Source organism: Cellulomonas endophytica (assembly GCF_004123805.1).
In the GTDB taxonomy this organism is placed as follows: Bacteria; Actinomycetota; Actinomycetes; order Actinomycetales; family Cellulomonadaceae; genus Cellulomonas; species Cellulomonas endophytica.
In genome coordinates this window covers 46,712-69,667 of the sequence record NZ_RWJX01000004.1, presented here as the reverse complement: position 1 = coordinate 69,667, position 22,956 = coordinate 46,712, and the positions used below count along the sequence as shown (strand labels likewise).

Annotated in this window: 21 protein-coding genes and 1 riboswitch; of the genes, 8 read left to right on the top strand and 13 right to left on the bottom strand. The window is 74.5% G+C overall.

Features of this window, described 5'->3' with window-relative positions; all coding sequences use genetic code 11:
• Window positions 1-61 precede the first annotated feature (61 nt).
• The 3 genes from EJA20_RS02360 to EJA20_RS02350 all read right to left on the bottom strand — a co-directional run bounded on the left by EJA20_RS02360 (window position 62) and on the right by EJA20_RS02350 (window position 4,785).
• A complete protein-coding gene (locus tag EJA20_RS02360) occupies window positions 62-2,677 on the bottom strand; it encodes a polynucleotide kinase-phosphatase (protein ID WP_129336572.1) in 2,616 nt (871 codons plus the stop codon).
• Complete coding sequence (locus EJA20_RS02355) at window positions 2,674-4,161, bottom strand: 3' terminal RNA ribose 2'-O-methyltransferase Hen1 (RefSeq protein ID WP_240674911.1); 1,488 nt, start codon at window positions 4,159-4,161, stop codon at window positions 2,674-2,676. Before EJA20_RS02355 ends, EJA20_RS02360 begins: the two co-directional genes overlap by 4 nt.
• A 177-nt stretch (window positions 4,162-4,338) precedes the next feature.
• Window positions 4,339-4,785 carry a MarR family winged helix-turn-helix transcriptional regulator gene (locus EJA20_RS02350; protein WP_129336571.1) on the bottom strand — a complete coding sequence of 149 codons (447 nt, stop codon included), beginning with the start codon at window positions 4,783-4,785 and terminating at the stop codon, window positions 4,339-4,341.
• A 66-nt stretch (window positions 4,786-4,851) separates the two neighbouring features.
• On the opposite strand from EJA20_RS02350, the gene EJA20_RS02345 reads away from it, so the two are divergent.
• Window positions 4,852-5,244, top strand: a complete 393-nt coding sequence (locus tag EJA20_RS02345; protein ID WP_129336570.1) for a VOC family protein — start codon at window positions 4,852-4,854, stop codon at window positions 5,242-5,244.
• 58 nt (window positions 5,245-5,302) lie between these two features.
• Complete coding sequence (locus tag EJA20_RS02340) at window positions 5,303-5,866, top strand: GNAT family N-acetyltransferase (protein WP_129336569.1); 564 nt, start codon at window positions 5,303-5,305, stop codon at window positions 5,864-5,866.
• Between the two features lie 69 nt (window positions 5,867-5,935).
• Here the strand turns inward: EJA20_RS02340 and EJA20_RS02335 are convergent, their stop codons facing one another.
• From EJA20_RS02335 to EJA20_RS02325, 3 genes are all read right to left on the bottom strand, one after another.
• Entirely contained in the window at window positions 5,936-6,424 is a 489-nt protein-coding gene (locus EJA20_RS02335; protein ID WP_240674910.1) for a MarR family winged helix-turn-helix transcriptional regulator, read from the bottom strand.
• A 4-nt stretch (window positions 6,425-6,428) separates the two neighbouring features.
• On the bottom strand, window positions 6,429-7,187 hold the full coding sequence (locus tag EJA20_RS02330) for an FMN-dependent NADH-azoreductase (protein ID WP_129336568.1): 759 nt from the start codon (window positions 7,185-7,187) through the stop codon (window positions 6,429-6,431).
• Between the two features lie 95 nt (window positions 7,188-7,282).
• A complete protein-coding gene (locus tag EJA20_RS02325; RefSeq protein ID WP_164983803.1) occupies window positions 7,283-7,900 on the bottom strand; it encodes a DUF4240 domain-containing protein in 618 nt (205 codons plus the stop codon).
• Window positions 7,901-8,101: 201 nt separating this feature from the next.
• Here EJA20_RS02325 and EJA20_RS02320 point away from each other — a divergent pair, with 201 nt between their 5' ends.
• The 5 genes from EJA20_RS02320 to EJA20_RS02300 all read left to right on the top strand — a co-directional run bounded on the left by EJA20_RS02320 (window position 8,102) and on the right by EJA20_RS02300 (window position 12,959).
• On the top strand, window positions 8,102-9,028 hold the full coding sequence (locus tag EJA20_RS02320) for an ABC transporter ATP-binding protein (RefSeq protein ID WP_129336566.1): 927 nt from the start codon (window positions 8,102-8,104) through the stop codon (window positions 9,026-9,028).
• Window positions 9,025-9,909 (top strand): hypothetical protein, encoded by an 885-nt coding sequence (locus EJA20_RS02315; protein WP_240674908.1) that lies wholly within the window; start codon window positions 9,025-9,027, stop codon window positions 9,907-9,909. The genes EJA20_RS02320 and EJA20_RS02315 overlap by 4 nt, the downstream gene beginning before the upstream one ends.
• 83 nt (window positions 9,910-9,992) lie before the next feature.
• On the top strand, window positions 9,993-10,751 hold the full coding sequence (locus EJA20_RS02310) for a hypothetical protein (RefSeq protein ID WP_240674906.1): 759 nt from the start codon (window positions 9,993-9,995) through the stop codon (window positions 10,749-10,751).
• A gap of 76 nt (window positions 10,752-10,827) precedes the next feature.
• Window positions 10,828-12,276 carry a sensor histidine kinase gene (locus tag EJA20_RS02305; protein ID WP_240674905.1) on the top strand — a complete coding sequence of 483 codons (1,449 nt, stop codon included), beginning with the start codon at window positions 10,828-10,830 and terminating at the stop codon, window positions 12,274-12,276.
• Window positions 12,273-12,959, top strand: a complete 687-nt coding sequence (locus tag EJA20_RS02300; RefSeq protein ID WP_129336563.1) for a response regulator transcription factor — start codon at window positions 12,273-12,275, stop codon at window positions 12,957-12,959. The genes EJA20_RS02305 and EJA20_RS02300 overlap by 4 nt, the downstream gene beginning before the upstream one ends.
• On the opposite strand, the gene EJA20_RS02295 is transcribed toward EJA20_RS02300, so the two are convergent.
• The 3 genes from EJA20_RS02295 to EJA20_RS02285 all read right to left on the bottom strand — a co-directional run bounded on the left by EJA20_RS02295 (window position 12,917) and on the right by EJA20_RS02285 (window position 15,906).
• Window positions 12,917-13,732 carry a GGDEF domain-containing protein gene (locus tag EJA20_RS02295; RefSeq protein ID WP_129336562.1) on the bottom strand — a complete coding sequence of 272 codons (816 nt, stop codon included), beginning with the start codon at window positions 13,730-13,732 and terminating at the stop codon, window positions 12,917-12,919. The two genes, EJA20_RS02300 and EJA20_RS02295, sit on opposite strands and share 43 nt — an antisense overlap.
• Before the next feature lie 9 nt (window positions 13,733-13,741).
• Window positions 13,742-14,128: a DUF7793 family protein gene (locus tag EJA20_RS02290; RefSeq protein WP_129336561.1), complete on the bottom strand. Its 387-nt coding sequence runs from the start codon at window positions 14,126-14,128 to the stop codon at window positions 13,742-13,744.
• 115 nt (window positions 14,129-14,243) lie between these two features.
• Window positions 14,244-14,318: riboswitch (cyclic di-GMP riboswitch) on the bottom strand.
• A 112-nt stretch (window positions 14,319-14,430) separates the two neighbouring features.
• Complete coding sequence (locus EJA20_RS02285; RefSeq protein ID WP_129336560.1) at window positions 14,431-15,906, bottom strand: peptidase M16 family protein; 1,476 nt, start codon at window positions 15,904-15,906, stop codon at window positions 14,431-14,433.
• A 411-nt stretch (window positions 15,907-16,317) separates the two neighbouring features.
• Here EJA20_RS02285 and EJA20_RS18565 point away from each other — a divergent pair, with 411 nt between their 5' ends.
• Window positions 16,318-17,364 (top strand): hypothetical protein, encoded by a 1,047-nt coding sequence (locus EJA20_RS18565; protein ID WP_164983802.1) that lies wholly within the window; start codon window positions 16,318-16,320, stop codon window positions 17,362-17,364.
• Window positions 17,365-17,597: 233 nt separating this feature from the next.
• On the opposite strand, the gene EJA20_RS02270 is transcribed toward EJA20_RS18565, so the two are convergent.
• From EJA20_RS02270 to EJA20_RS02255, 4 genes are all read right to left on the bottom strand, one after another.
• Window positions 17,598-18,533: a carbohydrate ABC transporter permease gene (locus EJA20_RS02270; protein ID WP_129336557.1), complete on the bottom strand. Its 936-nt coding sequence runs from the start codon at window positions 18,531-18,533 to the stop codon at window positions 17,598-17,600.
• The gene (locus EJA20_RS02265; protein ID WP_205687321.1) at window positions 18,530-19,714 is read right to left on the bottom strand and encodes a carbohydrate ABC transporter permease; all 1,185 of its coding nucleotides are present in this window, start codon (window positions 19,712-19,714) and stop codon (window positions 18,530-18,532) included. Before EJA20_RS02265 ends, EJA20_RS02270 begins: the two co-directional genes overlap by 4 nt.
• A 96-nt stretch (window positions 19,715-19,810) precedes the next feature.
• Window positions 19,811-21,118 carry an ABC transporter substrate-binding protein gene (locus EJA20_RS02260; RefSeq protein ID WP_129336556.1) on the bottom strand — a complete coding sequence of 436 codons (1,308 nt, stop codon included), beginning with the start codon at window positions 21,116-21,118 and terminating at the stop codon, window positions 19,811-19,813.
• A gap of 86 nt (window positions 21,119-21,204) precedes the next feature.
• A complete protein-coding gene (locus EJA20_RS02255; protein WP_129336555.1) occupies window positions 21,205-22,842 on the bottom strand; it encodes a GH39 family glycosyl hydrolase in 1,638 nt (545 codons plus the stop codon).
• Window positions 22,843-22,956 lie beyond the last annotated feature (114 nt).

Below are 22,956 nucleotides of genomic sequence, written 5' to 3'. Positions count from 1 at the left end.
GGGATCCTGCGGTCCGTGCGACGGCGCTGTCACGGTGATTGCGCAGGTTCACCCTGCCGCGTCAGAGCCGTGGGTCGACCGGCTCCGACTCCAGCGCCAGCACCGCGAAGACGGCCTCGTGGACGCGCCACAGCGGCTCCCCCGCGGCGAAGCGGTGGAGCGCCTCCAGGCCCAGCGCGTACTCGCGCAGCGCGAGGCCGCGCTTGCGCCCCAGGTGCCGCGAGCGCAGCCGCTCGAGGTTCGCCGGCTCCGTGTAGTCCGGGCCGTAGATGATCCGCAGGTACTCCCGCCCGCGGACCTTGATCCCCGGCTGCACGGAGCGCCGCGCGCCCTCGACGAGGTTCGCGAGCGGTTTGACGACCATGCCCTCGCCGCCGCCGTCGGTCAGCTCCCTCCACCAGGCGACGCCCTCGGCGAGGGACGCCTCGTCGTGCAGGTCGACGACGAGCCGCCGGGTGGTCTGCAGCAGCCCGGAGGGGTCGGCCGCGACGAGACCGTCGGCCACGTCCAGGTGCCACAGGTGGTCCCGCCGCTCGAACGTGGTGCCGGTGGCGCCACCTGCGGCGAGCACCTGGAAGGGCGCCAGGCGCACGCCGTCCAGGCCGTCCGTCGCCCAGGCGTAGCGCCGGTACGCGGCGGTGTAGGCGTCGGCGTTCGCGGCCCGGGAGCGGGTGCGGGCCTCCAGCTCGTCGACGGGCAGCCCGGCCGCCGACGCGGCCGCCAGGGCCTCCACCGCGGCCGGCAGCGCGGCACGCGCGGCGGCGCCGACGGCCGCGTACTGGTCCCGGAGCAGGTCACCGGCCTTCACCGACCACGGCAGCAGCTCCGCGTCGAGGAGCAGCCAGCCGGCCGGGAGGCCGTCCGCGCCCAGCCGGTCCCACAGCCCGGCCGCGTCGGCCGCACCCCGCACGCCCGCCAGGAGCGCCTCGGAGCGCGCGTCGGCGAAGAAGGGCCGGCCCGTGCGTGTGTGCACCACGCCCGTCATGCCGGCGGGCATGCCGAAGCGTGCGGCGGACGCCGTCTCGTCGCGGCACACGAGCACCACCGCCCGGGAGCCCATGTGCTTCTCCTCGCACACCACGCGGGTGACGCCGTCGGCCCGGTAGGCGCTGAAGGCCTGCTCCGGGTGCTCCAGCAGGTCGCCCTCCGGTGCGGTCGCGCAGGGGCTCATCGTCGGCGGCAGGTAGACCAGCCAGCGGGGGTCGACGGCGAAGCGGCTCATGACCTCCAGCGCGGCGGCGGCGTTCTCCTCGGCCACCGTCACGCGCCCGGCCAGCGCCGTCTCGACGACCCGCTTGCCGAGCACGTCCGTCACGTCCAGGACGTCGGGGTCCCGCCGGGCCCCCTCCGGTCCTGCCTCTCCGGTGCCCGGCGTCGCCGCTCCGCCGGTCGGGAACGGCTTCGCCGCCGCGTACCAGACCTGCTCGGCCGGGACGTGCACCAGCTCCTTCTCCGGGTAGCGCAGCGCCGTCAGCCGGCCGCCGAAGACGCAGCCGGTGTCCAGGCACATCGTCCCGTTCACCCAGGTCGGCTCCGGCGTCGGCGTGTGGCCGTACAGCACCATCGCCCGGCCGCGGTAGTCCTCCGCCCAGGGGTAGCGGACGGGAAGCCCGTACTCGTCGGTCTCCCCCGTCGTGTCGCCGTAGAGCGCGAAGGACCGCACGCGGGCCGAGGCGCGGTTGTGGAACGCCTCCTTCAGCCCCGCGTGGGCGACGACGAGCCGCCCCTCGTCGAGCACGAGATGGGCGACCAGGCCGTCGGCGAACTCCCGCACCTGCGCCCGGAACTCCTCCGGCTCACGCCCGAGCTGCTCGAGGGTCTCGGCCAAGCCGTGCGAGACCTGCACGGCGCGGCCGTCGAGCGCGCGCACGAGCTTGTTCTCGTGGTTGCCGGGCACGGCCAGTGCGTGCCCGGCGGCGACCATGCCCATGACGAGCCGCAGGACGCCCGGGCTGTCCGGGCCGCGGTCGACGAGGTCGCCGAGGAAGACCGCCCGGCGCCCCTCCGGGTGGACGGCGTCCACCGGGCGCCCCTGCTCGTCGCGCACCAGCGCGTAGCCGAGGCGTGCCAGCAGGGCCTCGAGCTCCCCTCGGCAGCCGTGCACGTCGCCGATGGCGTCGAACGGGCCGCGCTGGTCACGCAGGTCCGAGCGCAGCGGGACGCGGTCGATGACGGCGGCCTCGATCTCGTCCACGCCCCGCAGGACGTGCACGCTCCGGAACCCCTCGCGGGAGAGGCCGCGCAGCGAGCGCCGCAGCATGTCGCGCTGCCGCCGGACCACGTGCGGGCCGAACTCGCGGTCGCCGCGGGTGCGGTTCCGCTCGACGGCCACGTCCTCGGGCACGTCGAGGACGATGGCGGTCGGCAGCACGTCGTGGGCGCGCGCGAGCTCGACGAGGGACTTCCGCGCGGACTGCTGGACGTTCGTGGCGTCGACGACGGTGAGGAGGCCGGCCTCGAGGCGCTTCGCGACGATGTGGTTCAGCACCTCGAAGGCGGCCTTCGTCGCGGACTGGTCGTTCGGGTCGTTGGACACCAGGCCGCGGCACGCGTCGGAGCTGAGGGTCTCGTAGGGGCCGAAGTGCCGGGCGGCGAAGGTCGACTTCCCGGACCCGGAGGTGCCGACGAGGACGACGAGGGACAGCGCCGGGACGGGCAGCACCCGCGGCTCGCTCATCGGGCCGCCCCCGCGCGGAACAGCGCGAGCTGGGTCGGCGGGCCGACCTCCGGGTCGTCGACCCCGACCGGCCGGAGCTCGACCGTGTACCCGTACCGCTCGGCCGCGGCGCCTGCCCAGGCGGCGAACTCCGCCCGCGTCCACTCGAAGCGGTGGTCGTGGTGGCGCAGGTGACCGGCCGCGAGGTCGGGGTAGCGGACGTTGTGCTCGGCGTTGGGCGTCGTGACGACGAGGGTCGCCGGTGCGGCGGCAGCGAGCACGGCGCGCTCGAGCGCGGCCAGCCGGGGCGGGTCGAGGTGCTCGACGACCTCCATGAGCACGGCGGCGTCGAAGCCCCCGACGCGGGCGTCGGTGTACGTGACGGAGGACTGCGCCAGCTCGACGCGCGTCCGCAGGCGGTCCGGCAGCGTGTCGAGGTGGAGCCGGCGGGAGGCGCTCTGCAGGGCCCGCACCGACACGTCGACCCCCAGCAGCCGCTCGAACCCCTCGGCGAGCAGCAGGCTCAGCAGCTCGCCCTCCCCGCACCCCAGGTCGACGACGCTGTGCGCTCCGACCTCCCGCAGCACCGCGAGCACGGTGTCGCGGCGGAGCCGTGCCAGCGGGACCGGGGTGTCGCCCGCCGCGTCGAGGGTCAGCGCGTGCGTCGTCGCCTCCGACGGCCCCTCCTCGGGCGGTGATCCGGCGTCGTCGACGTCCCCGGTGGGCACCGCGTCGTCGAGGTCGTCCGGCGCCGTGTCGTCGACCTCCGCCAGCCGCGCCATCGCCGAGGCGGCGAGCGTGCGGCGGTGCGCCAGGTACCGGCGAGCGATCTCCTCGCGAGCCGGGTGGGTCGCGAGCCAGAGGCCGCCGGCGCGCACGAGCTTGTCCACCTCGTCGTCCCCCACCCAGTAGTGCTTGGCGGCGTCGAGGGTCGGGAGCAGCACGTAGAGGTGGGACAGCGCGTCGGCGACCCGCAGCGTGCCGGAGAGCCGCAGGTCGACGTACCGGGAGTCGCCCCAGGCCGGCACCTCGGGATCGAGCGGGATCGGCGTCGCCTCCACGTCCCACCCGAGCGGCAGGAAGAGCCGCTCCACCACCGCCGCTCCGCCCCGCACGGGCACCGCCGGCAGCCGGACCTCCAGCGGCCAGACGAGGTCGACGAGCTCCGGCCGCGGAGCGCAGCGTCCCCCGAGCGCCGAGCGGAACACCCGGCCCAGCGCGACGGCCAGCATCGACGAGGCCGCGTAGGGACGGTCGTTGACGTACTGCGCGAGGCTGAAACCCTGGTCCCGCTGCCCGTTGCCCCGGACGAGCGCCACCGGGTCGACCTCGAGCAGCAGCGCGACGGTGCACCGGTCCTCGTCGGCCCTCGGGTAGAACACCTGCGCGACGCCGAACGCCTGCTCGAACGCCTGCACCCGGGCGGGGTGCTTGTGCAGGAGGAAGCCCAGGTCGTCGGCACGGCCGCCCGCGACGGGAGCACCGGCGGTCATCGTCAGCAGCACCGGCCGATCCTCGCATCCGCGCAGGCGGCGTCGCTGCTGCTTCCGAGTGAGCGCCGAGCGTGCGGGCCTGTCGGTGGCGTCGCGGCGGACGACCCGCACCTGCTCCCGGTCCGAACGGACGCAGGTGAGAGGTGAGCTTCCAGGCCTCGACGCGCGTCCTCAACCCGGACTGCTCGGTCAGGAGCTCCGATCAGCGAGCGCCGCCGCCAGAGCGACCAGGTCGGCGTGCAGCCTGCGCTGCCCTGCAGGCGCGAGGTCCGCGACCATCGCGCGCTCCACCGCGGCGACGACGGCACTGGCGTCGGCGAGCAGGCGCGTGCCCTCGTCGGTCAGACGCGTGGGCAGGGCCCGGCCCTCCGGCGCCTCGGCGGCACGCTCGAGCAGGCCGCGGTCGAGCAGTCCCTGCACCAGGGTCTGCATGGACTGCCGGGTGACGAACGTGCCCCGCGCGAGCGCCGCGGCGGAGAGGCCGGGGCGTTGACCGAGCAGCTCGAGGCACGAGTACTGCGACACCGTCAGGTCCAGCGGTCGCAGGGCCGTCTCCATGGCGGCGCGCAGGGCGGCTGCCGCCTGCTTCAGCGCGTAGCCGATGGACGTGTCGAGGTCCACGCGGGGTTGCGTCATGTCAGGAGTCTGACATACCGTCGCCGTGTCAGATTTCTGACACCACTTCGACCGACCGGAGCTCCCATGGCCACCGTCACCGGACCCGACTTCCTCGCCCTGCAGGTGCGCGACGTGGAGGCCTCCGCCACCTTCTACGAGCGGCACCTCGGCCTGCGCCGCGCGCCCGTCAGCCCTCCGCACGCGGTCGTCTTCGCGACCTCCCCCGTCGCCTTCGCCGTCCGGGCGCCCCTGCCCGGGTTCGACCTCGACGCCGCCACCCCGCGCCCCGGCGCCGGGGTCGCGCTGTGGCTCCTCGCCGACGACGGCCAAGGCGTGCACGACGCGCTCGTCGGGGCGGGCGTCGAGATCCTCGTCGCCCCGGTCGACGGACCCTTCGGCCGCACCTTCACCTTCGCGGACCCGGACGGCTACGCGGTCACGATCCACGACCGCCCGCAGGGCCGACCGGTCGCCTGACCCAGCACGCCGCGCGCGGATCCGGCCGGAGGCCAGGGCCCGTGGCTACCGTGGCGCCATGGACATCGACGTCCGCCCGGCGACCGGGCGGTTCGAGGACGTCGCCACCGTGGTCGGCACGCAGCGCGCCGACGCCGGAGCGTGCTGGTGCATGAGCTACCGGGACAGCCGGGTCCGCAACCTCGACCGGCCGGCGTACCTGCGCGCCGAGTGCGCGGAGAGGCCCGGCCCGGGCGTGCTCGTGTACGTCGACGACGAGGTCGCCGGGTGGTGCTCCATCGCGCCCCGCAGCACCTACCGGCGGCTCGTGCACTCGCGCACCATCCCGGACCTCGACGAGCGCGACCCGTGGAGCGCCGTCTGCTTCGTCGTGCGGCCGGGGTTCCGGCGGCAGGGGCTCATGCACCACCTGCTCGCCGGCGCGGTCGCGCACGCCGCCGCGTCCGGCGCCGAGGTCGTCGAGGGCTACCCGGTGGACGTCGGGCCGGAGCGGGTGGACGTCGTCGCCGGCTACACCGGGACCGTGGCCCTGTTCGAGCGCGCCGGCTTCACCCGCGCCGCCGCGACGACCGCCCACTCGGGGCGCCGGCCGCGTGTCCTCATGCGCCGCGAGCTGCCCTGACCCCGGCGACGAGCCGCCGCCCGCGCAACCAGGGCCCGGAGGATCGGGGTCGGCGTGCTGCGACCCTCGTCAGCCGTCGAGCACGGTGAGGCAGGCGTCGACGGTCGGGCTCCCGGCCGTCGCGGCGGCCTTGCACAGGAGGCCCCGGAAGAGCTGCTGCTCGTCGGGCTGGAGACCGCCGAGCACGTGGCACTCCGCCTCGAGGACCTTGTCGTGCACGCGCTCGACCGCCTCGCGCCCACGACCGGTCGCGACGACCTGCCGCTGACGGCGGTCCTCGGGGTTGAGGCGGCGCTCGACGAGACCGGCCTGCTCCAGGGCGTCGATGAGGTAGGTCATCACCGTGCGGTCGATGCCCAGACGGCTGCCCAGCGCCTGCTGGGTGGGGCGATCCCCCTGGAGCACCTCGAGGACCGTCTGGTAGCCGCGCGGCCCCTGGGGGAAGTCCGCCAGCGCGGGCGCCACCACGTCCCGGTAGGTCCGCAGCAGCTCGCCCAGCGCCCAGCCGAAGTCGTTTCCGGTGGCCGGACCGCTCACGGGCGCACGGGGCGAGGGCACCGCGTCATGCTACTGCGCGGGGCACGACGGCGACCCGGGCGGCGACGCGCACGATCCGCCCCGGAGCCGCTGCGCGAGGCGCGGTCCCGTCGTCGCCGATGCCCTGGCGGACGGACCGGCGACCGCCAGGGCCGTCGGACCGGCCGATGCGCTCGGCCTTCTCGTGCGACTCGAGGAGCTGACGGCGTGCCAGGTCACGGAGCTCCGCCATCGCGGGGTTGACCTCCGCGAGGGTGAGCTCGGTCTCGATGACGTCGAGGTCGAGCCCCCAGAGGTCCTCGAGCACCCGGCGCATCCACCCGGTGGCGTGGTCCCAGCCCTCACGGGGCGTCCCCGGTCCGTACGCCCCGCCACGGGCGGTGACGAGGAAGGCCGGCCTGCCCGCGAGGGGCGTGCTCCCGGGCGTGAACCGCGGGTCGGTCGAGACGAGGTCGAACCACGTCTTGAAGTGCTGGGAGACGCCGTAGTTGTACAACGGCACGGCGAAGACCAGGGCGTCCGCCGCCACCAGCTCGTCGGCCAGCTCCGCGGCGACCCGGAGCGCGTCCACCTGCTCCTCGCTCCGCTCCTCGGCGGCCACGAACCCCGCGAGGGCCGCCGCACCCCACAGCCCTGCGGGGACGGGGAACGTGCCGACGTCCCTGCGGACGACGTGCGCCTCGGGCAGGTCCTCGACGATGGCCGCCTCGAGGGTGTCCGCGACCGCCCGGGTGACCGAACCGCCGGTCCTGATGCTCGCGTCCAGCCGGAACAGGGTGCTCATGGTGTCTCCTCGCCTAGATCCTCTGCGTTGCAGACAGTCTAGGCACACGATTCTCTGTCCGTGCGCCCTTCCGGGCATGTGCCGCGTGGGTGTCGTCACCGCCCTCGGCGCAAACGGGACCACCAGGAGCCGCGGTCGCCGGGCGCCGTCGGCGGGGTCCCGTCCTCGTCGTCGCCCTCGCCGTCGTCGTCGTCCTCGTCGTCCTCGGCGTCCTGCCGGCCGCGGGCGGTCATGCGCGGGAAGCGCGCGGGGAGGTCGTCCTCGCTCCACGGGTCGCCCGCGGGCTCGCCGGGGTCGTGGACCCCGGAGGCCGGGAGCTCCTCGCCGCCGGTGAGGCTCTCGTAGGCCTGGTCCGCCGCGTAGTCCAGCGTCTCGGCCTCGTCCGCCTCCGTCGGCTCCTCGACCCACGCGACGAGGCCGTCCGGGTCCGTGAGCGCGGTGCGGTAGGCGTCGGCGCCGCGCGAGATCACCCAGGAGCGGAAGTAGCTGAAGCCGTCGTCGCTGCACCCGCCCTGCAGGGCGTAGGCGGCGGCCCAGAGGTCCTGCCGGTACAGGTCGGCGCGCAGCTCGTCGTACCGCCGGGCGAACGCGACGACCTCCGCGACGGGACGGCGTTCGAGGAGCTCCTGCAGCACCTCGGCCTGCTGCTCGATGCTGCCGTCGGAGCGGTCGCGGGCCTCGTCGACGAGCGCCCAGAACGTGTCGGTGTCCACGCGCCCATCGTGGCCCTGGCGGCTGGCGCCCGGGGCGTCCCGCGACCACCGGGGAGGACGCCGCTCCTCCCGCGGGAGGAGGCGACCGGCGCCGCGATCTCGTCCAGCGGCAGGGCCTTGCCCGCGGCCCGTCTCCGTAGCGTCGCCGGCAGCCGGCCCGCAGGGGGCACGGAGAGGCACGGGCCCGACGGAGGAGACGCGATGATCGAGGTGGAGGCGCTGACGAAGCGCTACGGCAGCACGACGGCCGTGGACGGCCTGACGTTCACGGCACGGCCCGGGACGGTGACGGGGTTCCTCGGGCCGAACGGCGCGGGCAAGTCGACGACGATGCGCGTGGTCGTCGGGCTCGAGCGCCCGACGTCCGGCACGGCGCGGGTCGCCGGGCGCGCCTACGCCGACCTGCCCGCCCCCCTGCACGCGGTGGGCGTCATGCTCGACGCCCGGTCCGTGCACCCCGGCCGCACGGCCTGGAAGCACCTGCTGTCGATGGCGCAGACCCACCGGATCGGCAGGGCCCGGGTGCACGAGGTCATCGCGCAGACGGGGCTGGAGCCCGTGGCGCACCGGCGCGCGGGAACGTTCTCCCTCGGCATGGGGCAGCGGCTCGGCATCGCCGGCGCCCTGCTCGGCGACCCCGCCACGCTCGTCCTCGACGAGCCCGTCAACGGCCTGGACCCCGACGGCGTCCTGTGGGTGCGCCGCCTGGTGCGCGACCTCGCGGCCGAGGGCCGGACGGTGCTCCTGTCCTCGCACCTCATGCACGAGCTCGCGCTCTGCGCGGACCGGGTCGTCATCATCGGCCGCGGTCGGCTGCTCGCCGACGCCCCGGTCCAGGAGGTCGTGGCTCGCTCCGAGCGCGCCGGCACCGTCCGCGTCCGCACGACGGACGACGAGGCGCTGGTCCGCGAGCTGCTCGCCGTCGGCGCCCAGGTGACGCCGCAGGAGGGCGGGACCCTGCACGTGCGGGGCACGTCCGTCGACGAGGTCGGGACCGCCGCCCGGCGCTGCGGCGTCACCGTCCTGGAGCTCGCCGCCGAGACGGGGTCGCTGGAGGAGGCGTACCTGCAGCTCACCGGCGACGCCGTCGAGTACCGGACCGCCGGAGCCGCGGGCGGTGCCCGGTGAGCGCCGCGACGACGAGCGTGCCCGGCGCCCGCGCCGCGACGGCCCTGCGTTCCGGCCCCACGTCCGGACGCGTCGTCTCCGCCGAGTGGACGAAGCTCCTCTCGCTGCGCTCCCCCTGGTGGACCGCCGCCGTGACGGTGCTGGTGGCGGGCGTCATCACGTACCTCAGCGCGCAGGCGTCCTCCGTCGACCCGGGGTTCGACCCGGTGCAGTCCCTGCCCCTCGGCCTGGCGCTGGCGCAGATCGGGCCGCTCGTCCTCGGCGTCCTGGCCGGCGCCGGGGAGTTCCGCACCGGCGCCTTCCGCACCACCTTCGCGCTCGTCCCGCGGAGGTGGCCGGTCCTCGCCGCGCAGGTGCTCGTCGTCGGGGCCTTCGCGCTGGGGACGGCGGTGCTGACCACGACGGCGTGCGTCGTGGGGGTCCTGCCGTCGGCGCGGTCGCGTGGCATCGCCGTGGACCTGACCGCCGGCGACACCCCCGGGCTGCTGCTCGGCATGGTGGGGCTCGTCGTCGGGCTGGCCCTCCTCGGCCTGGCGCTCGGCGCGCTGCTGCGCCGGACGGTCCCGGCGCTGGTGACGGGGCTGCTCCTGGTGCTCGTGCTGCCGATCGTGCTCATGACGGCGGCCGACCCGCTGGCCGGCGGCGGCGACCCCGCCGCCCTGGGCGCCCTGGACGCGGCCGCGACCACCACGCCCCTCGGCACGCTCGCGGTGCTCACGCCGGGCACCGCGGCACAGCTCCTCGCCACCGAGGCCTCGGCCGGCCCGATGCCCGGCGCCCCGGACCTCGGCCCGGTCGGCGGCGGCCTCGTCCTCGCGGCCTGGGTGCTCGTCCTGCTCGCGGCGGCCGGCCTGCGCCTGCGCACCCGGGACCTGCGATGACGACCCTCGCACACGGGCACCGCTCCCCGCGGCGCGCGCCCGCCGCCGGAACGGCGGCCCGCACCGGTCCGACCCTGGTCGGCGTGACCCGCGCCGAGTGGACGAAGCTCACGAGCGTGCGGTCGCACCTGTGGCTGTTGCTCGGCACCGTCGTCGCGGCGGCAGCCACCGCCTCCGCCCTGGGCCTGTTCGTCCGGCCCGACGACGGCCGCTCCGGCTCCTGGGTGGTGACGTCCGGGTCCGTGCTCGCGCAGATCGGGATGCTCGTGCTCGGCGCGCTCGTCGGGACGTCCGAGCACACCACCGGCACGGCGCGGACGACGTTCGCCACCGTGCCCCGGCGCCTCCCCGTCCTCGTCGGGCAGGGGGTCGTCACCGCGGCGGCCGCCTGCACGACGGCCCTCCTCGCGCTGGGCGCGTCCGTCGTCGCGACGACCGGGGCCCGAGCCGGCGACGCGCCCGCGCTCGACCTCGCCGTGCCGGGGACCCTGCGCGCTCTCGCGGGGTTCGTGCTGGCCTCCGCCGGGGTCGCCCTGCTCGGGCTCGGGCTCGGTGCGCTGCTCCGCCGCCCCGCCGACGCGATCGTCGGCGCGCTCGTGCTCGCCGTCGTGGGCGACCACCTCCTCGCGACCGCGCCGGGCGTGGTCACCGACACGGTGCGCGCGTTCCTCCCCTCCTCGGGGGCCCGGCTCCTGCAGGACGACGCCGCGATCGCCGCCCTCGACGCCGCGACGCGCGGGCCCCGGCTCGGGGTGTGGGGCGGCGGGCTCGTCCTCGCCGGCTGGGTGGTCGTCGTGCTGGCGGCGGCGGCCTACCGGCTGCGGCGCCATGACGTCCGGTGACGGGCGCGGGGCCGTGACACCACGGGGCTCCCGGGAGCCGGTGCCCACGGGCCGGCGTGGATGGGAGGGTGGTCCGGTGCAGACCCGGCCCGCGACCGCCCCGCCGGCCGGGGCCACCCGCGTCCCCGACGCGCCGCTGCTCACGGCCGAGCAGGTCAGCGGCGGGAGCCCGGTCGCGCGGCTCGTCCACGCGCGGCCCTGGGTCCTCGACGTCACGGTGGCCGTGCTCATGCTGCTGGTCGGGCTCGTCGGCGCGGGCTTCGTCTGGGAGGCCGCCGTCGGCGCCCGCACCCTGGGCCTGTACCCGCCGGACTCGGCGGTGGAGCGGGCGGTCAGCGCCACCTGGCTCGTCGGGGCGTCCGGCGGTGCCGCGGCGCTCCTGCTGGGGCGCACCCGGCCGTTGACCGTCACCGCGCTGCTCACCGCCGCCGCCCTCGCATCGCTGCTGGTCGCGGGCGTGCTCGGCGTCCTCGGGGCGTGCCTGGCGTGCGCGCTCGCCGGGGTCGCGGCGGCCCACCCGCCCCGCACGGCCTGGACCGTGGCGGGTGTCGTGCTCGGGGTCGTCACGGCGGCGCTCTGGGCCTGGCAGGACCTCGGGCTCATCGAGATCCTCGCCTGGTACGGCGTCGCGACGAGCTCGCCGTGGCAGCCCGAGACCTCTCTCGCCGAGCCGCTCTTCTCCCCCGCCCGGCGGATGGGGTCCGTCCTCCTGCTCCTCGCCCTCGTGCTGCTCGGCGTCGCGGTGGGCTCGGCGGCCCGGGCCCGCCGCCTGCACGCGCACGACCTCGTCGAGCGCTACCGGGCGCTGGCGCGCGAGCGGGACCAGAGCGCCGCGCTCGCGCGGGCCGACGAGCGCGCGCACATCGCCCGCGAGATGCACGACGTCGTCGCGCACAACGTCTCGGTCATGGTCGCGCTCGCCGACGGCGCGGACGCCGCCTTCGAGCGGTCGCCCGACCGGTCCCGCGACGCCGTGCGCCAGATCGCCCGCACGGGCCGCGCCGCCCTCGCCGACATGCAGGGCGTCCTCGGGGCCCTCGGTCCCGCCCCCGCTCCCGTCGGCGACGCGCCCGACCGCCGGCCCGTCCCCACGGCCTCCGACCTGCCCGCCCTCGTCGAGCGGGTCCGGACCGCCGGGCTGCCCGTCCGCGCGACGGGCCTGGACACCGAGCTCGGCGAGGACACGTCGGTGCGTCTGGCCGTCGCGCGGATCCTCGGCGAGGCGCTCACCAACGTCCTGCGCCACGCGCCCGGCACGCCGTCGGTGGAGGTCGGCGTCCGCCGCACCCCGACGACCGTCGAGCTCCGCGTCCTCGACGGCGGCGGGACGCGCCCCGCGGCGGGCGGCGGCGGCGGGCGGGGCCTCGTCGGGATGCGGGAGCGGGCGGCGCTGCTCGGCGGGCACGTCGAGGCCGGTCCGCGGCCGGGCGGCGGGTGGCAGGTGCACGCGGTGCTGCCGTGCGCGTCGGCGCCGGAGGGCCCGGTCGCCGCGACCCCGACGACCGCGCCGGAGGACGCCCGGTGACCACCGTGCTCCTCGTGGACGACCAGGCGCTCATGCGCGTCGGGTTCCGGCTCGTCGTCGAGTCCGAGCCCGACCTGGAGGTGGTCGGCGAGGCCGCCGACGGCCGCGTCGCGCTCGACCAGGTCGCCGCGCTCGCCCCCGACGTCGTCGTCATGGACATCCGCATGCCCGGCATGGACGGCATCGAGGCGACCACGCGCATCGTCGCCGAGCACCCCGGGACCCGCGTGCTCGTCCTGACCACCTTCGACGTCGACGACCTCGCCTTCGCCGCCCTGCGCGCCGGCGCCAGCGGGTTCCTGCTGAAGTCCGCCCGTCCCGACGAGCTCGTCGACGCGATCCGCACGGTCGCCGCCGGCACCGCCGTCGTCGCCCCGCGGGTGCTGCGCCGCATGCTCGACCTGTTCGCGCCGCACCTGCCGGCGACCGGCGCAGCGGCCACGACGGCCGGCGGGGTCGACCCGCGCCTGGGCGCCCTGACCCCGCGCGAGCTCGACGTCCTGCGGCTCGTCGCCGAGGGCGCGTCGAACCCGGAGATCGCGGCGGAGCTCGTCATCTCGGAGACGACGGTGAAGACGCACGTCGGCAACCTCTTCGCCAAGCTCGGCGCCCGCGACCGCGTGCAGGCCGTGATCTTCGCCTACGAGTGCGGCCTGGCCGGCCGCGGGACCACCTCGCGCTGACGCGGGTCGTCGCCCGGCCGCGCGCCGGTGCCGACGAGGACGCAGCCGCCCTGCTCCCACCGCTTGGCCTCGTACATCGCCGCGTCGGCGGCGGCGACGAGCCCGTCGGCGTCGGTGGGCCCGTCCGGTGCGGCCGCGACACCGATGCTGGCCGGCGCGGTGACCGTGCGCCCCCCGAGGACGTGCGGCGCCCGGAGCCGCTGCTCGACACGCCGCGCGACGGCCAGCGCCGCCTCGCCCGAGACGACCTCGTCGAGCAGGACGAGGAACTCGTCACCGCCGACACGCGCCGCGGTGTCCCCTGCCCGGAGCTCCTCCGTCAGGCGTCGCGCCACCTCGACGAGCAGCCGGTCACCCGCCGCGTGGCCCAGGGTGTCGTTGACCGTCTTGAAGCCGTCGAGGTCGAGGTAGAGGACCGCGCAGCCCGTGCCGCGCCGGTCGGCGGCGGCCAGGCGCTGGGCGAGGCGCTCGAAGAAGGCGGCGCGGTTCGCCAGGCCGGTGAGGTCGTCGCGCAGCGCACGGCGGCGGAGCTCCTCGGTGGCGACCGCGAGCTCGGCCGTCCGCTCCGCGACCCGGCGCTCGAGCTCCTCGGAGAAGGCCTCGAGCTCCTCGCCGAGCGAGTTCACGCCGGCGGCCACCGCGTCGACGACGTCCCCCGCGGGGCCGACGGGCGCGCGGGCGCCGAACCGCAGGGCGGCGAAGTCCTGGATGACGGCGACGACGTCCTCGAGCCGGCGCTCCAGCCTCTCGACGCCGCCCACCTCGGGAGGCACCGGTCCCCCTCAGTCCAGGAACGTCGCGAGCCAGGCGCAGGCAGCGACCTCGTCCTCGAACGAGCGCGTCGCCACCTCGGGCCTGCTCACGTTGATGAAGAACGTCGCCATCATGCGGCTGAGCGGGTTCCCGACGACGAGCGCGACCGCCGACACGACCTCCTGGCGGCGGATGAACTCCATGCGTGCCGCGCGGTCCTGCGGGCCCGCGTCCGCGGTGTGCACCAGGAGCGGGGCGGCTCGGCCGCCGGTGAGCCGGGTCATCGCGTCGATGGCCGCGAGGGCGTCCGGGAGGCCCGACGGGACGTGCGGTGCCCAGGCGAGCTCGACGATGCCGTCCGGCCGCAGCCACATGCGGAACTTCTCGTGCGTCACCTGCTGGAGCTGGTCGCTCATCGGGCCACCCCACGGTCCGACGAGCGGGGGGCGGCGTCCCGGCGGTGCTGCGGCGCGCGGGTGCCCGCGGCGGCCGTGCTGCGGTTCTGAGGCGTGGTCACGGGTGTTCCCTCGGTTCGGCGGCCCGGCTGACCGCGAGGGTCCCGTGGCTTTGCGACCCCGCCTCGCGACGGGTGTGCCGTTGTCGTCTCTCCCACGACCCATCGGCCGCAGCAGTGCCGGCGTGAGGGGACCGTCCTGCGACCCGTGCGAGTGCGACCTCGCTCGAGGCAGGGCGTCGAGCCCCGGACGCGCGGCGGTCGTCAGTCCTGCCCCAGCCATGCCTTCAGGTCGAAGCGGAGGTCGGCGGACACCTCCGCGTCGATGGCTGTGACCACGGCGTCGGCGCCCGAGAAGTCCCGCGGGTCGACCGTGATGAAACAGCCCCGAGCACCGAAGAGCTGGCGCGCACGACCGTCCACACCCACCCCGACGACCTCGCCGAGCTCGATGGTGTGCACGTCGCCGTCCGTGTCGCGGAACTCCACCCGCTGCCCGTCGAACCCGAGGGCGCTGCCCTTCGCCGCGGAGGCACGGAAGCGCCGCCGCATCGGCGGGGTCGTCATCACGCGGGACATGGAGCACCCCGTCCCGTCGGGAAGCGCCGTGTCCGGCTCGATCCCACTGGGGACGAGCAGCTGCGCGCCGTGCAGCGCCTCCTGCGCGATCACCGCGACCGCCGCGGGCTCGAGCTCGGCGGCCTCGGCCCGCGCCTCGGCGTAAGTGAGCACCGGCAGGCCCGCGAGAAGACGTGCTGCAGCTTCGTCGAGGTCGTCGACGGGGTCGCGCTCCTCGTTCCCGGCGTCCCACCACTCGAGCATCTCGGAACGCTCGTCGTCGGTCACGCCCACCTCGGTCCGACGCGCCAGCTCCCGCGCCATCGCCTCGGCCACCGCACGCTGCGCGCCGGGGGCGACGCGCGCCCCCAGCTGCACGAGCACGCGACCCGTCCCCGGCAGCCGTTCGACGTCCGGCTCCAGCGAGTACACGTCCCCCTGGCCGTGGCGCAGCTCGTCCTCCAGGCGTGTGCAGATCGCACCCACCAGCGCCGGGACGACCGGGCCGTCCGGGAGCACGAAGGACAGGACCGGGCCTGCACCCTCCGAGGAGCCGACCACGCCGGGACGGGACGTCTGGACGAAGGGGCGCACCGGCACCGCTCCGGGGGGGAGGTCGAGGTCGAGGCCCTCCGGCAACGGGCCGACGACCGTGAGGACCGCGTTGTCGCGGACGAACCACCGTCGCACGTGGTCGGCGAGGACGTCACGTTCGGCTGCCTGGGGGCCCGTCCCCCAGATCATCGACAGACCTGGGCCCTCGTTGCCGAAGCGGGTGTGACGAGCGGCGTCATGAGGACCGAAGCCCGCCTCGCTCTGCTCGGCGGCGAGGACCTTGGCCTCGTGCTCCAGGTCCTCGAACGAGGGCGACGTGATGCCCGCGACGACCTCCCGGAGGAACGTGGCCACCAGCTCCGGCCGTCCTGCAGCCCAGAACGCCGTCCGGTGCATGAGGACCGCCGCGTTCGACTCGAACCGCCCGCGGCTGGTGCCGTGCATGACGAGGTGCTCCACCAGGTGCGTGACACCGCGCGTCGCCATCGTCTCGTCCGCCCACCCCACGCCGACGTGCAGCGTGGCCTTCGTGCGGCCCGGCTGGTCGACGTGCAGCAGGCGCAGCCCACCGAGCGTCCCGATCGTGGTCGCCCCGGGCGACGTCGACTCCACTGCTGCGTCCTGCACGAGGTGTCCTTCCGGTCGAGCCGTGGCCTGCACGGCGCCGCACGAGCAGCGGCGGCCTCCACGACCTACGGACGTCGCCCACCCCAGCTGAGGGCCCTGTGCAGGGTTCACCCGCTCCCTCCCCCGGAGGGCGCAGTGCCGGGACGACAGGACTGCGATCCTGCTCAATCGCCCCTCGGCCGGACGCCTCAGCCTTCGACGGCTCCCGCCATGACGCCCGTGACGAGTTGGCGCCCGAGGAGCACGAGGACGACGAGCAGCGGCAGCGCGATGAGCAGCACGCCGGACATCACCAGGCGTGGTCCGCCGTGTGGCGCCGCCCAGCTGCGGCACGACGAGGGGCAGCGTCATGTGTGAGCGCGGCACGGTGGCGGAGCGGTCGGGACCTCGTCTACGTCCTAGCCTGCTGCGATGAGCACCGGAAGACCGGGCGGCAGACGGAAGGCGTCGTTCCCCGCCGATGGCGGTGCGACGGAGCAGCCGCGCTACCGGGACACCACCAACGCCTACATCGACGACGAGCGGGTCGTGCTGTTCGGCCCTGTCACGTCACGGTCGGTGGCCGCGGCCGCCCGACGCCTGGCCGAGAAGCCGCTCCGCAGATTTCACACCCACCAGACGGAACTCCGCGACATCGACTTCCTCGTCGACCTCCCGCCGCTCCACGGTGCAAGCATCACGATCGACCGGCTGCAGGACGGGAAGGCCGCCATCGGAGACGTGGGTCGCCTGGCTCACCACGCGGACACGCTGACGTCGCTCAAGATCAGCCCGGGGCGTCGCACCGAGCATCTCGAGGTCCTGTCCGAATTGCCGCACCTGCGGGAGCTCTACGTCGAGGGCGATGGGCTGCTCACCGGACGGATCCTCGGGCGCGTCCTTCAGGGCGCTCCTGCTACCGAACACCTCGCGCTCGAGCGGATCTCGAAGGTCGAGCTCGACCTCCTCTCGAGTGCCGGCCGGCTCCGCGCCCTCGCTCTGAAGCTGGGCTCCGTCGTCGCCCTCGACGCGATTTCTGACCTCGCTGCCTTGAGATTCGTCGAGGTGTGGCAGACACGGGGCGTCACCGGCCTGCAGCCGATCGTCACGCTCCCTGAGCTCGAAGTCCTGCATCTGGAGGCGCTGCCTCGCGCGTCGGCTGAGGACTGGTCGACAGCAGCGAGCCTCCGCCACGCCAACCTCTTCAACATCAGCCTCCCCGAGGGCCCAGGGACGGTCGCGCAAGCACCTGAACTTCGGCAGGTGAGGCTCGGCGGACTTCAGACTCGGGAATCGGTGGCGCCCTTTCGACACCATCCCCACCTTCACGGCCTGCGAGTGCTGCTGCGCGGCGAGGGGCTCGTGCAGCCCTGGGGCCTCGACCACCTCCCCGACGCACCGTTCGTCGCCCACGCTGCCGGGAACATGGGCCTACCGCCGTACGGCTGGTTCGGCGACTACCTGCAGAGGCCGTCATGAGAGCTGACGAGGGCTACGCCCACCTCGAGGGTCAGGGCCAGCACCTCATCGACGGAGCCCACCGCGACGCCGTCGAGCTCGACCTGCCAGGACAGGCCCGCCTGGACGGCCTCCGCGTTCGGGGCATGCCGTCCCCTCGGGCATCGTCGCCGGCACGGTGGCCGGGACGCCATCGTGCCGGCGATCCTGCTCGCCGCGGTCGCCCGCAGCGCAACGGTCGGGCGACCGCGCGACTAGCCCTTGACGGCGCCCGCCATGACGCCTGCGACGAGCTGGCGCCCGAGGAACACGAACACCACCAGCAGCGGCAGCGCGATGAGCAGCACGCCGGACATCACCAGCGCGTGGTCCGCCGTGTACGCGCCGCGCAGCTGCGGCACGACGAGCGGCAGCGTCATCTGCGACCGCAGCACCACCGACGGCCAGAAGAAGCTGTTCCACGACTCGACGAAGGTGAACAGCGCCAGGGTCGCGGCTGCCGGGCGGGCGGCGGGCAGCGCGACGGACCAGAAGGTGCGGAACATGGACGCGCCGTCGACGCGCGCGGCCTCGACGAGCTCGTACGGCAGCGCCTCGGACAGGTACTGCGTCATCCAGAACACGCCGAACGCGATGACGAGGTTCGGCACCACGAGGGCGGCGAGCCGGTCGATCCAGCCGAACTCGTTCATCATGAGGAACATCGGCACGGTGCCCAGCTGCATGGGCACGGCCATCGTCGCGATGATGAATGCGTAGAGCGGCTTGCGGCCCCGGAAGTTCAGCTTCGCGAACGAGAAGCCGGCGAGGGTGGAGAAGAACACCACCGACGCCGAGACGATGACCGCCACCAGCAGCGAGTTGACGAAGGACGCCCAGAACTGCACCTGGTGGTTCGTCACGATGTCGACGAAGTTGCTGAACAGCTGCGGGCCGGGGAACGCACGCGGGACGGGGTCCCGGGCAATCTCCAGCCGCGTCGAGGACCCGAGCAGCGCCGTGTAGTACAGCGGGAAGACGGACACGGCGACGACGACCGCCAGGAACGCGTACGTCACCCAGCCCGGCCGCCGGTTGGCGGGGTTGTGGGACTGCTCGTTGAGGCGGATCGGCCGGCCCTGCGCCGCCCGCTTCTCGGCGTACTTCTTGGCGCCCTTGCCGGAGATGTTCTCGATCAGCGCGGTGCTCATCGGTCCAGGCCCTTCTGCGAGGTCGGCGAGGCGGTCGGCGGGACGGTCGACGAGGGGGTCGGCGAGGAGGGGAGCGCGTCCGGGTGGCCGCTGCGGCTGACGGTCCCGACGAGGGTCGGCACCCCGGCCTCGCGGGCGGCCCGCTCGGCGGCGGCCGCCGCGGCGCGCTTCTCGGCGAGCAGGCGCTTCGTCTGCGCGGCGGGGATCTTCGTCCGCGGCGCCTTCGTCGAGGCGATGCGCCGGGTGAGCGCGAAGTTCAGCAGCGTGAACACGACGATGACGGCCGCGAACAGCCACGCGACGGCGGCGGCCTGCCCGAGGCGGTCCGGCCACTCGCCGAACCCGAGCGTGAACAGGTAGAGCACGGTCGTCAGCCACTCGTCGTTGGAGCCGCCGGTGCCCGTGCCGTCGAACATCCGGGCCTCGTCGAAGATCTGCAGGCCGCCGATGGTCATCGTCAGGACGACGAAGATCATCGTCGCGCGGATGTTCGGGATGGTGATGGAGAAGAACTGCCGCAGCCGGCCGCTGCCGTCCAGCGTCGAGGCCTCGTAGAGCTCGCGCGGGACGGCCTGCATCGCGGCGAGGAAGATGAGCGCGTTGTAGCCCGTCCAGCGGAAGTTCACCATCGTCGCGATCGCGACGTGGGACAGCAGGCGCTCCTGGTAGAAGGGCGAGTCGACGCCCTCGAACAGCCCGAGCTGGTGGATGAGCGGGGTGACGAGGCCGAACTGGCCGAACACCTGCGCGAAGATCAGCGCGCTCGCCACGGGCATGACGACGAACGGCACGAGCACGCTCATGCGCCAGAAGGTCCGCGTGCGCAGGTTCTGGTCGAGCACGGCGGCGATCGCCAGCGCGAGGGCCAGCTGCGGCACGATCGACAGCGCGAAGATCGAGAACGTGTTCTGCAGGGACGTCCAGAACGCCGGCTGCTCGAGCACCCAGCGGAAGTTGTCCAGGCCGACGAAGTCGCCCTTGCCGAGGCGGCGGTGCCAGTCGTGCATGGCGACAACGACGTTGAACGCGATGGGGAAGATGCCGAACACCGCGAAGCTGAGGAAGAACGGCGAGATGTAGAGGTAGGGCGAGACCTTCACGTCCCACCTCGACGCGCGTCGGGTGACGGCGCGCAGACCGGTGGGTCCGGGGCGGCGGGGGGCCGCGGCGATGCTGGCCATGGATACGTCCCTCGGGAGGCCGTGGGTGGGGTGGAGCCGACCGCCGCGGCCCGGCTCGGGGCCGGGCCGCGGCGGTCGGGGATGTGAGGGCCGGGGTCAGTCCGTCAGGCCGAGGGCGTCGAACTCCTCGACGACGGAGTCCCAGGCCTCGTCGGGCGTCTGGCTGCCGTCCTCGACGCGCTTGAGGCCGTCCATGACGAGCGTCTGGATGCCGGCGAAGTTCACGCCGCGGTAGCCGCCGGCCGCGGCCTCACCGGCGTCGGCCGCGAGCTGGCCGTAGATGCCGCCGACCGTCTGGCCGCCGTAGAACTCGTTGGCCGTCTCGGAGACCGTCGGGTCCTCGATGGCCTCGAGCTGCGAGGGGAACTGGCCGTTCTCGAGGAACATCGCGACCGCGGCCTCGGGCGAGGTGAGGTAGTCGGCGAGCTTCGTGGCCCACTCGACGTTCGGGCCGGCGGCCGGGACGGAGAAGAACGAGCCGCCCCAGTTGCCGCCGCCCTCGGGGAAGACGTCGGCGATCGTCCAGCCGGTGATGCCGGCGGCGTTCTCCTCGATGATGCCGGTCATCCACGCGGGGGTGATGACGGTGGCCCACTGGCGGCTCTGGAACCCGGCGCCCCAGTCGGCGTGGCCGATGGCGATGCCGGAGGACACCTCCTCCTCCGCCGCCGTGGCGAAGTCCATGAAGTAGTCCCTGACCGCGGTGTTCTCCGCGAGCGGCAGGGCCTCCCCCGTCTCCGGGTCCTCGAAGGCCGCCGGCAGCAGGTTGATCGCGGCCTGCATGGGCGTGGTCACCGAGTCGGTCCAGGTCGCGTCCGAGGCGGCCGTGAACTGGCGCCCCGCCTCGAGGAACGTGTCCCACGTGGCGTCCTCGCCGCCGACGAACTCGGCGAAGCCCTCGGGGTCGGACGGCAGGCCGGCCGCGGCGAGCAGCTCGGCGTCGTAGGCGATGGCGAGCGGGCCGATGTCCGTGCCGTAGCCCTTGATCTCGTCGTCGACGGTGCCCTGGCTCTGCTTCCAGTCCACCCAGCGGCCGGGGACCTCGGGCAGCGTGGCCCAGTCCTCGGGGACGGCCATCATCTCGGTCCACCAGTCGAGCTCGACGAGGTGCACGTCCGACAGGCCGGCGCCGTTGGAGGCGAGGCCGTTGCGCAGCACCGTCTGGGCGGAGGCGCCGTCGGGGAACGAGTTGATCTCGACCGTGATGCCGTTCTCCTCCTCGAAGCCGTCGAGCAGCTCCTGCGGGAAGTCCATCCACGCGGCGACGGTCAGCGTCTCGGGCTTCTCGCCCGAGCCACCGCCGGAGCCGGCGTCGGCCGAGCCGCCGCCGCAGGCGGTGAGCAGCAGGGCGGTGGTGGCGGCGGCCGCGGTGGCGGCGGCGCCCCGGGTGCGGTTGATCCTCATCGGTGAGGCCCTCTCTTCGTCGAGAACTGGGAGTCGGACTGCAGGGTGCTGCGGGTGCGGGTGCTGCTGGTCGTCCGCGCTGGTGGTCAGCCCTGCGGGGACGGCACGAGGGACGCCAGGGCCCAGGCGGGCAGCTCGAGGTCGATCTCGAGCACCCCGGCGTCGGAGACGGTGAGGGTGCTGCGGTGGAGGCGGTCGGCGACCTCCCGCAGCTCGGCAGTCTGCTGCCGCGTGAGGTTGAGCGGGGCGCCCATGAGGTGCCACGCCTCCGCGACGTTGCCGTGCTCCCAGTCGAGGACCTCGACCGCGTAGGACGACCCCGGCTCGAGGCCCTCGACCGTGTGGCGGACCCGGCGGGCCGGGCCGACCTCGGCGAGGTGGCGCGTCTCGTCGTACCGGTTCGCGGAGCCGATGCCCCGCGTGCCCATGTCCTGCGGGTAGTTGTAGAACAGCGCCGAGAGGCTGCCGTCCGCCGACGAGCGCGTGATGGCGCCGTGCGGCGTCTGGAGCAGCAGCCGGTCCCCCAGCCGCGCGAGCATCCGCATGGCGTGGAACGTGGGCTTGTGCAGGCCCTGCTCGTTGACGAGGCCGAAGCCGCCGTGGAACGGGCCGATGCCGGCGCCGCCCTCCTCGAACACGTCGGTGAACGTCCAGTAGGAGACGGAGTCGGCCAGCGGCGCGGCCTCCAGCAGCGCGCGGGTGATGTAGGCCGCGGCGAAGAGGGTGTCGTGCATGGCGTCACGGCTGGACGGCGAGCTCGACCACTCCGTGATGTGCAGGCCGGCGTCGGGGAACGGGCTCGCGGCGATGATCTTCCGCATCGCGACGAGGTCGTCGCGCGTGGCATCGACGTGACGGTGGATCGACTTCCCCTTGCCCGCGGAGTCGAAGGCGAAGTCCGTCGGGTACAGGTGCGTGGACAGGAAGTCGACGGGGACGTCCCGGGTGGCGCACCACTCGATGAACTCCTCGATCCACACGGGCTTCCACGGCAGCGCGTCGGGGTCGGGCGCCTCCGCGGTGGCGACCTCGGCGGAGCGGTCCTGCGTCTCGCCGGCGTAGCGGTCGTCGGGGACGAAGACGCTCGTCGAGGGGCCGCCGACCTTGAGCTCGGGGTCGACCGAGCGGACGGCCCGGGCCGTGGCCTCGTAGAGCTCGAAGTACTGCGTGCGGGTGCCGGTCCAGAAGTGCGGCACGAGGTTCGGCTCGTTCCACACCTCGAAGGGCCAGGTGCGCACCTCGTCGATGCCGTACCGGTCGACCCAGTGCTGGACCGTGGCGGTGACGAGCCCGACCCAGGCGCCCATGTCGTTCGGCGGGCTGCAGTGCGCCTTCCACCAGAACAGCGTCTCGGTCTGGGTGGCCAACGCGCGGGGCATGAACCCGAGCTCGACGAAGGGCTTGGCGCCGGCGTCGAGGATGGCGTCGAACACCTTGTCGACGTAGGAGAACGTGAGGACGGGCTCCGGCAGGGGCGTCGACGGGCCGAAGCCGCCGCCGTTGTCCGTGCGGTAGACGAACATGTCGTCGTGGAACAGGCCGTGGAAGCGGACGTAGCGGGCGCCGAGCACGTCGACCGCCTCGCGGAAGTGCGCCTGCCAGTCGGCCCGCAGGGCCTCGTTGGCGCGGCCGGCGCCGACGCACGCGTTCCACACGTGGTGCAGCACGTCGTCCGCGGGCTTCTGCCCGTCGACGACCAGGGTCGCCGCGACGGTGTCGGGCATGGAGAACTCCTTCGGTCCCTCGTGTCCGTGGCGCTCCGGTCCGAAACTGTTTCGAAACCTTTGCGGGTCGGCTCACTGTAGGACACGCGCGGAGGAGAGGGAAGCCCCTCGACG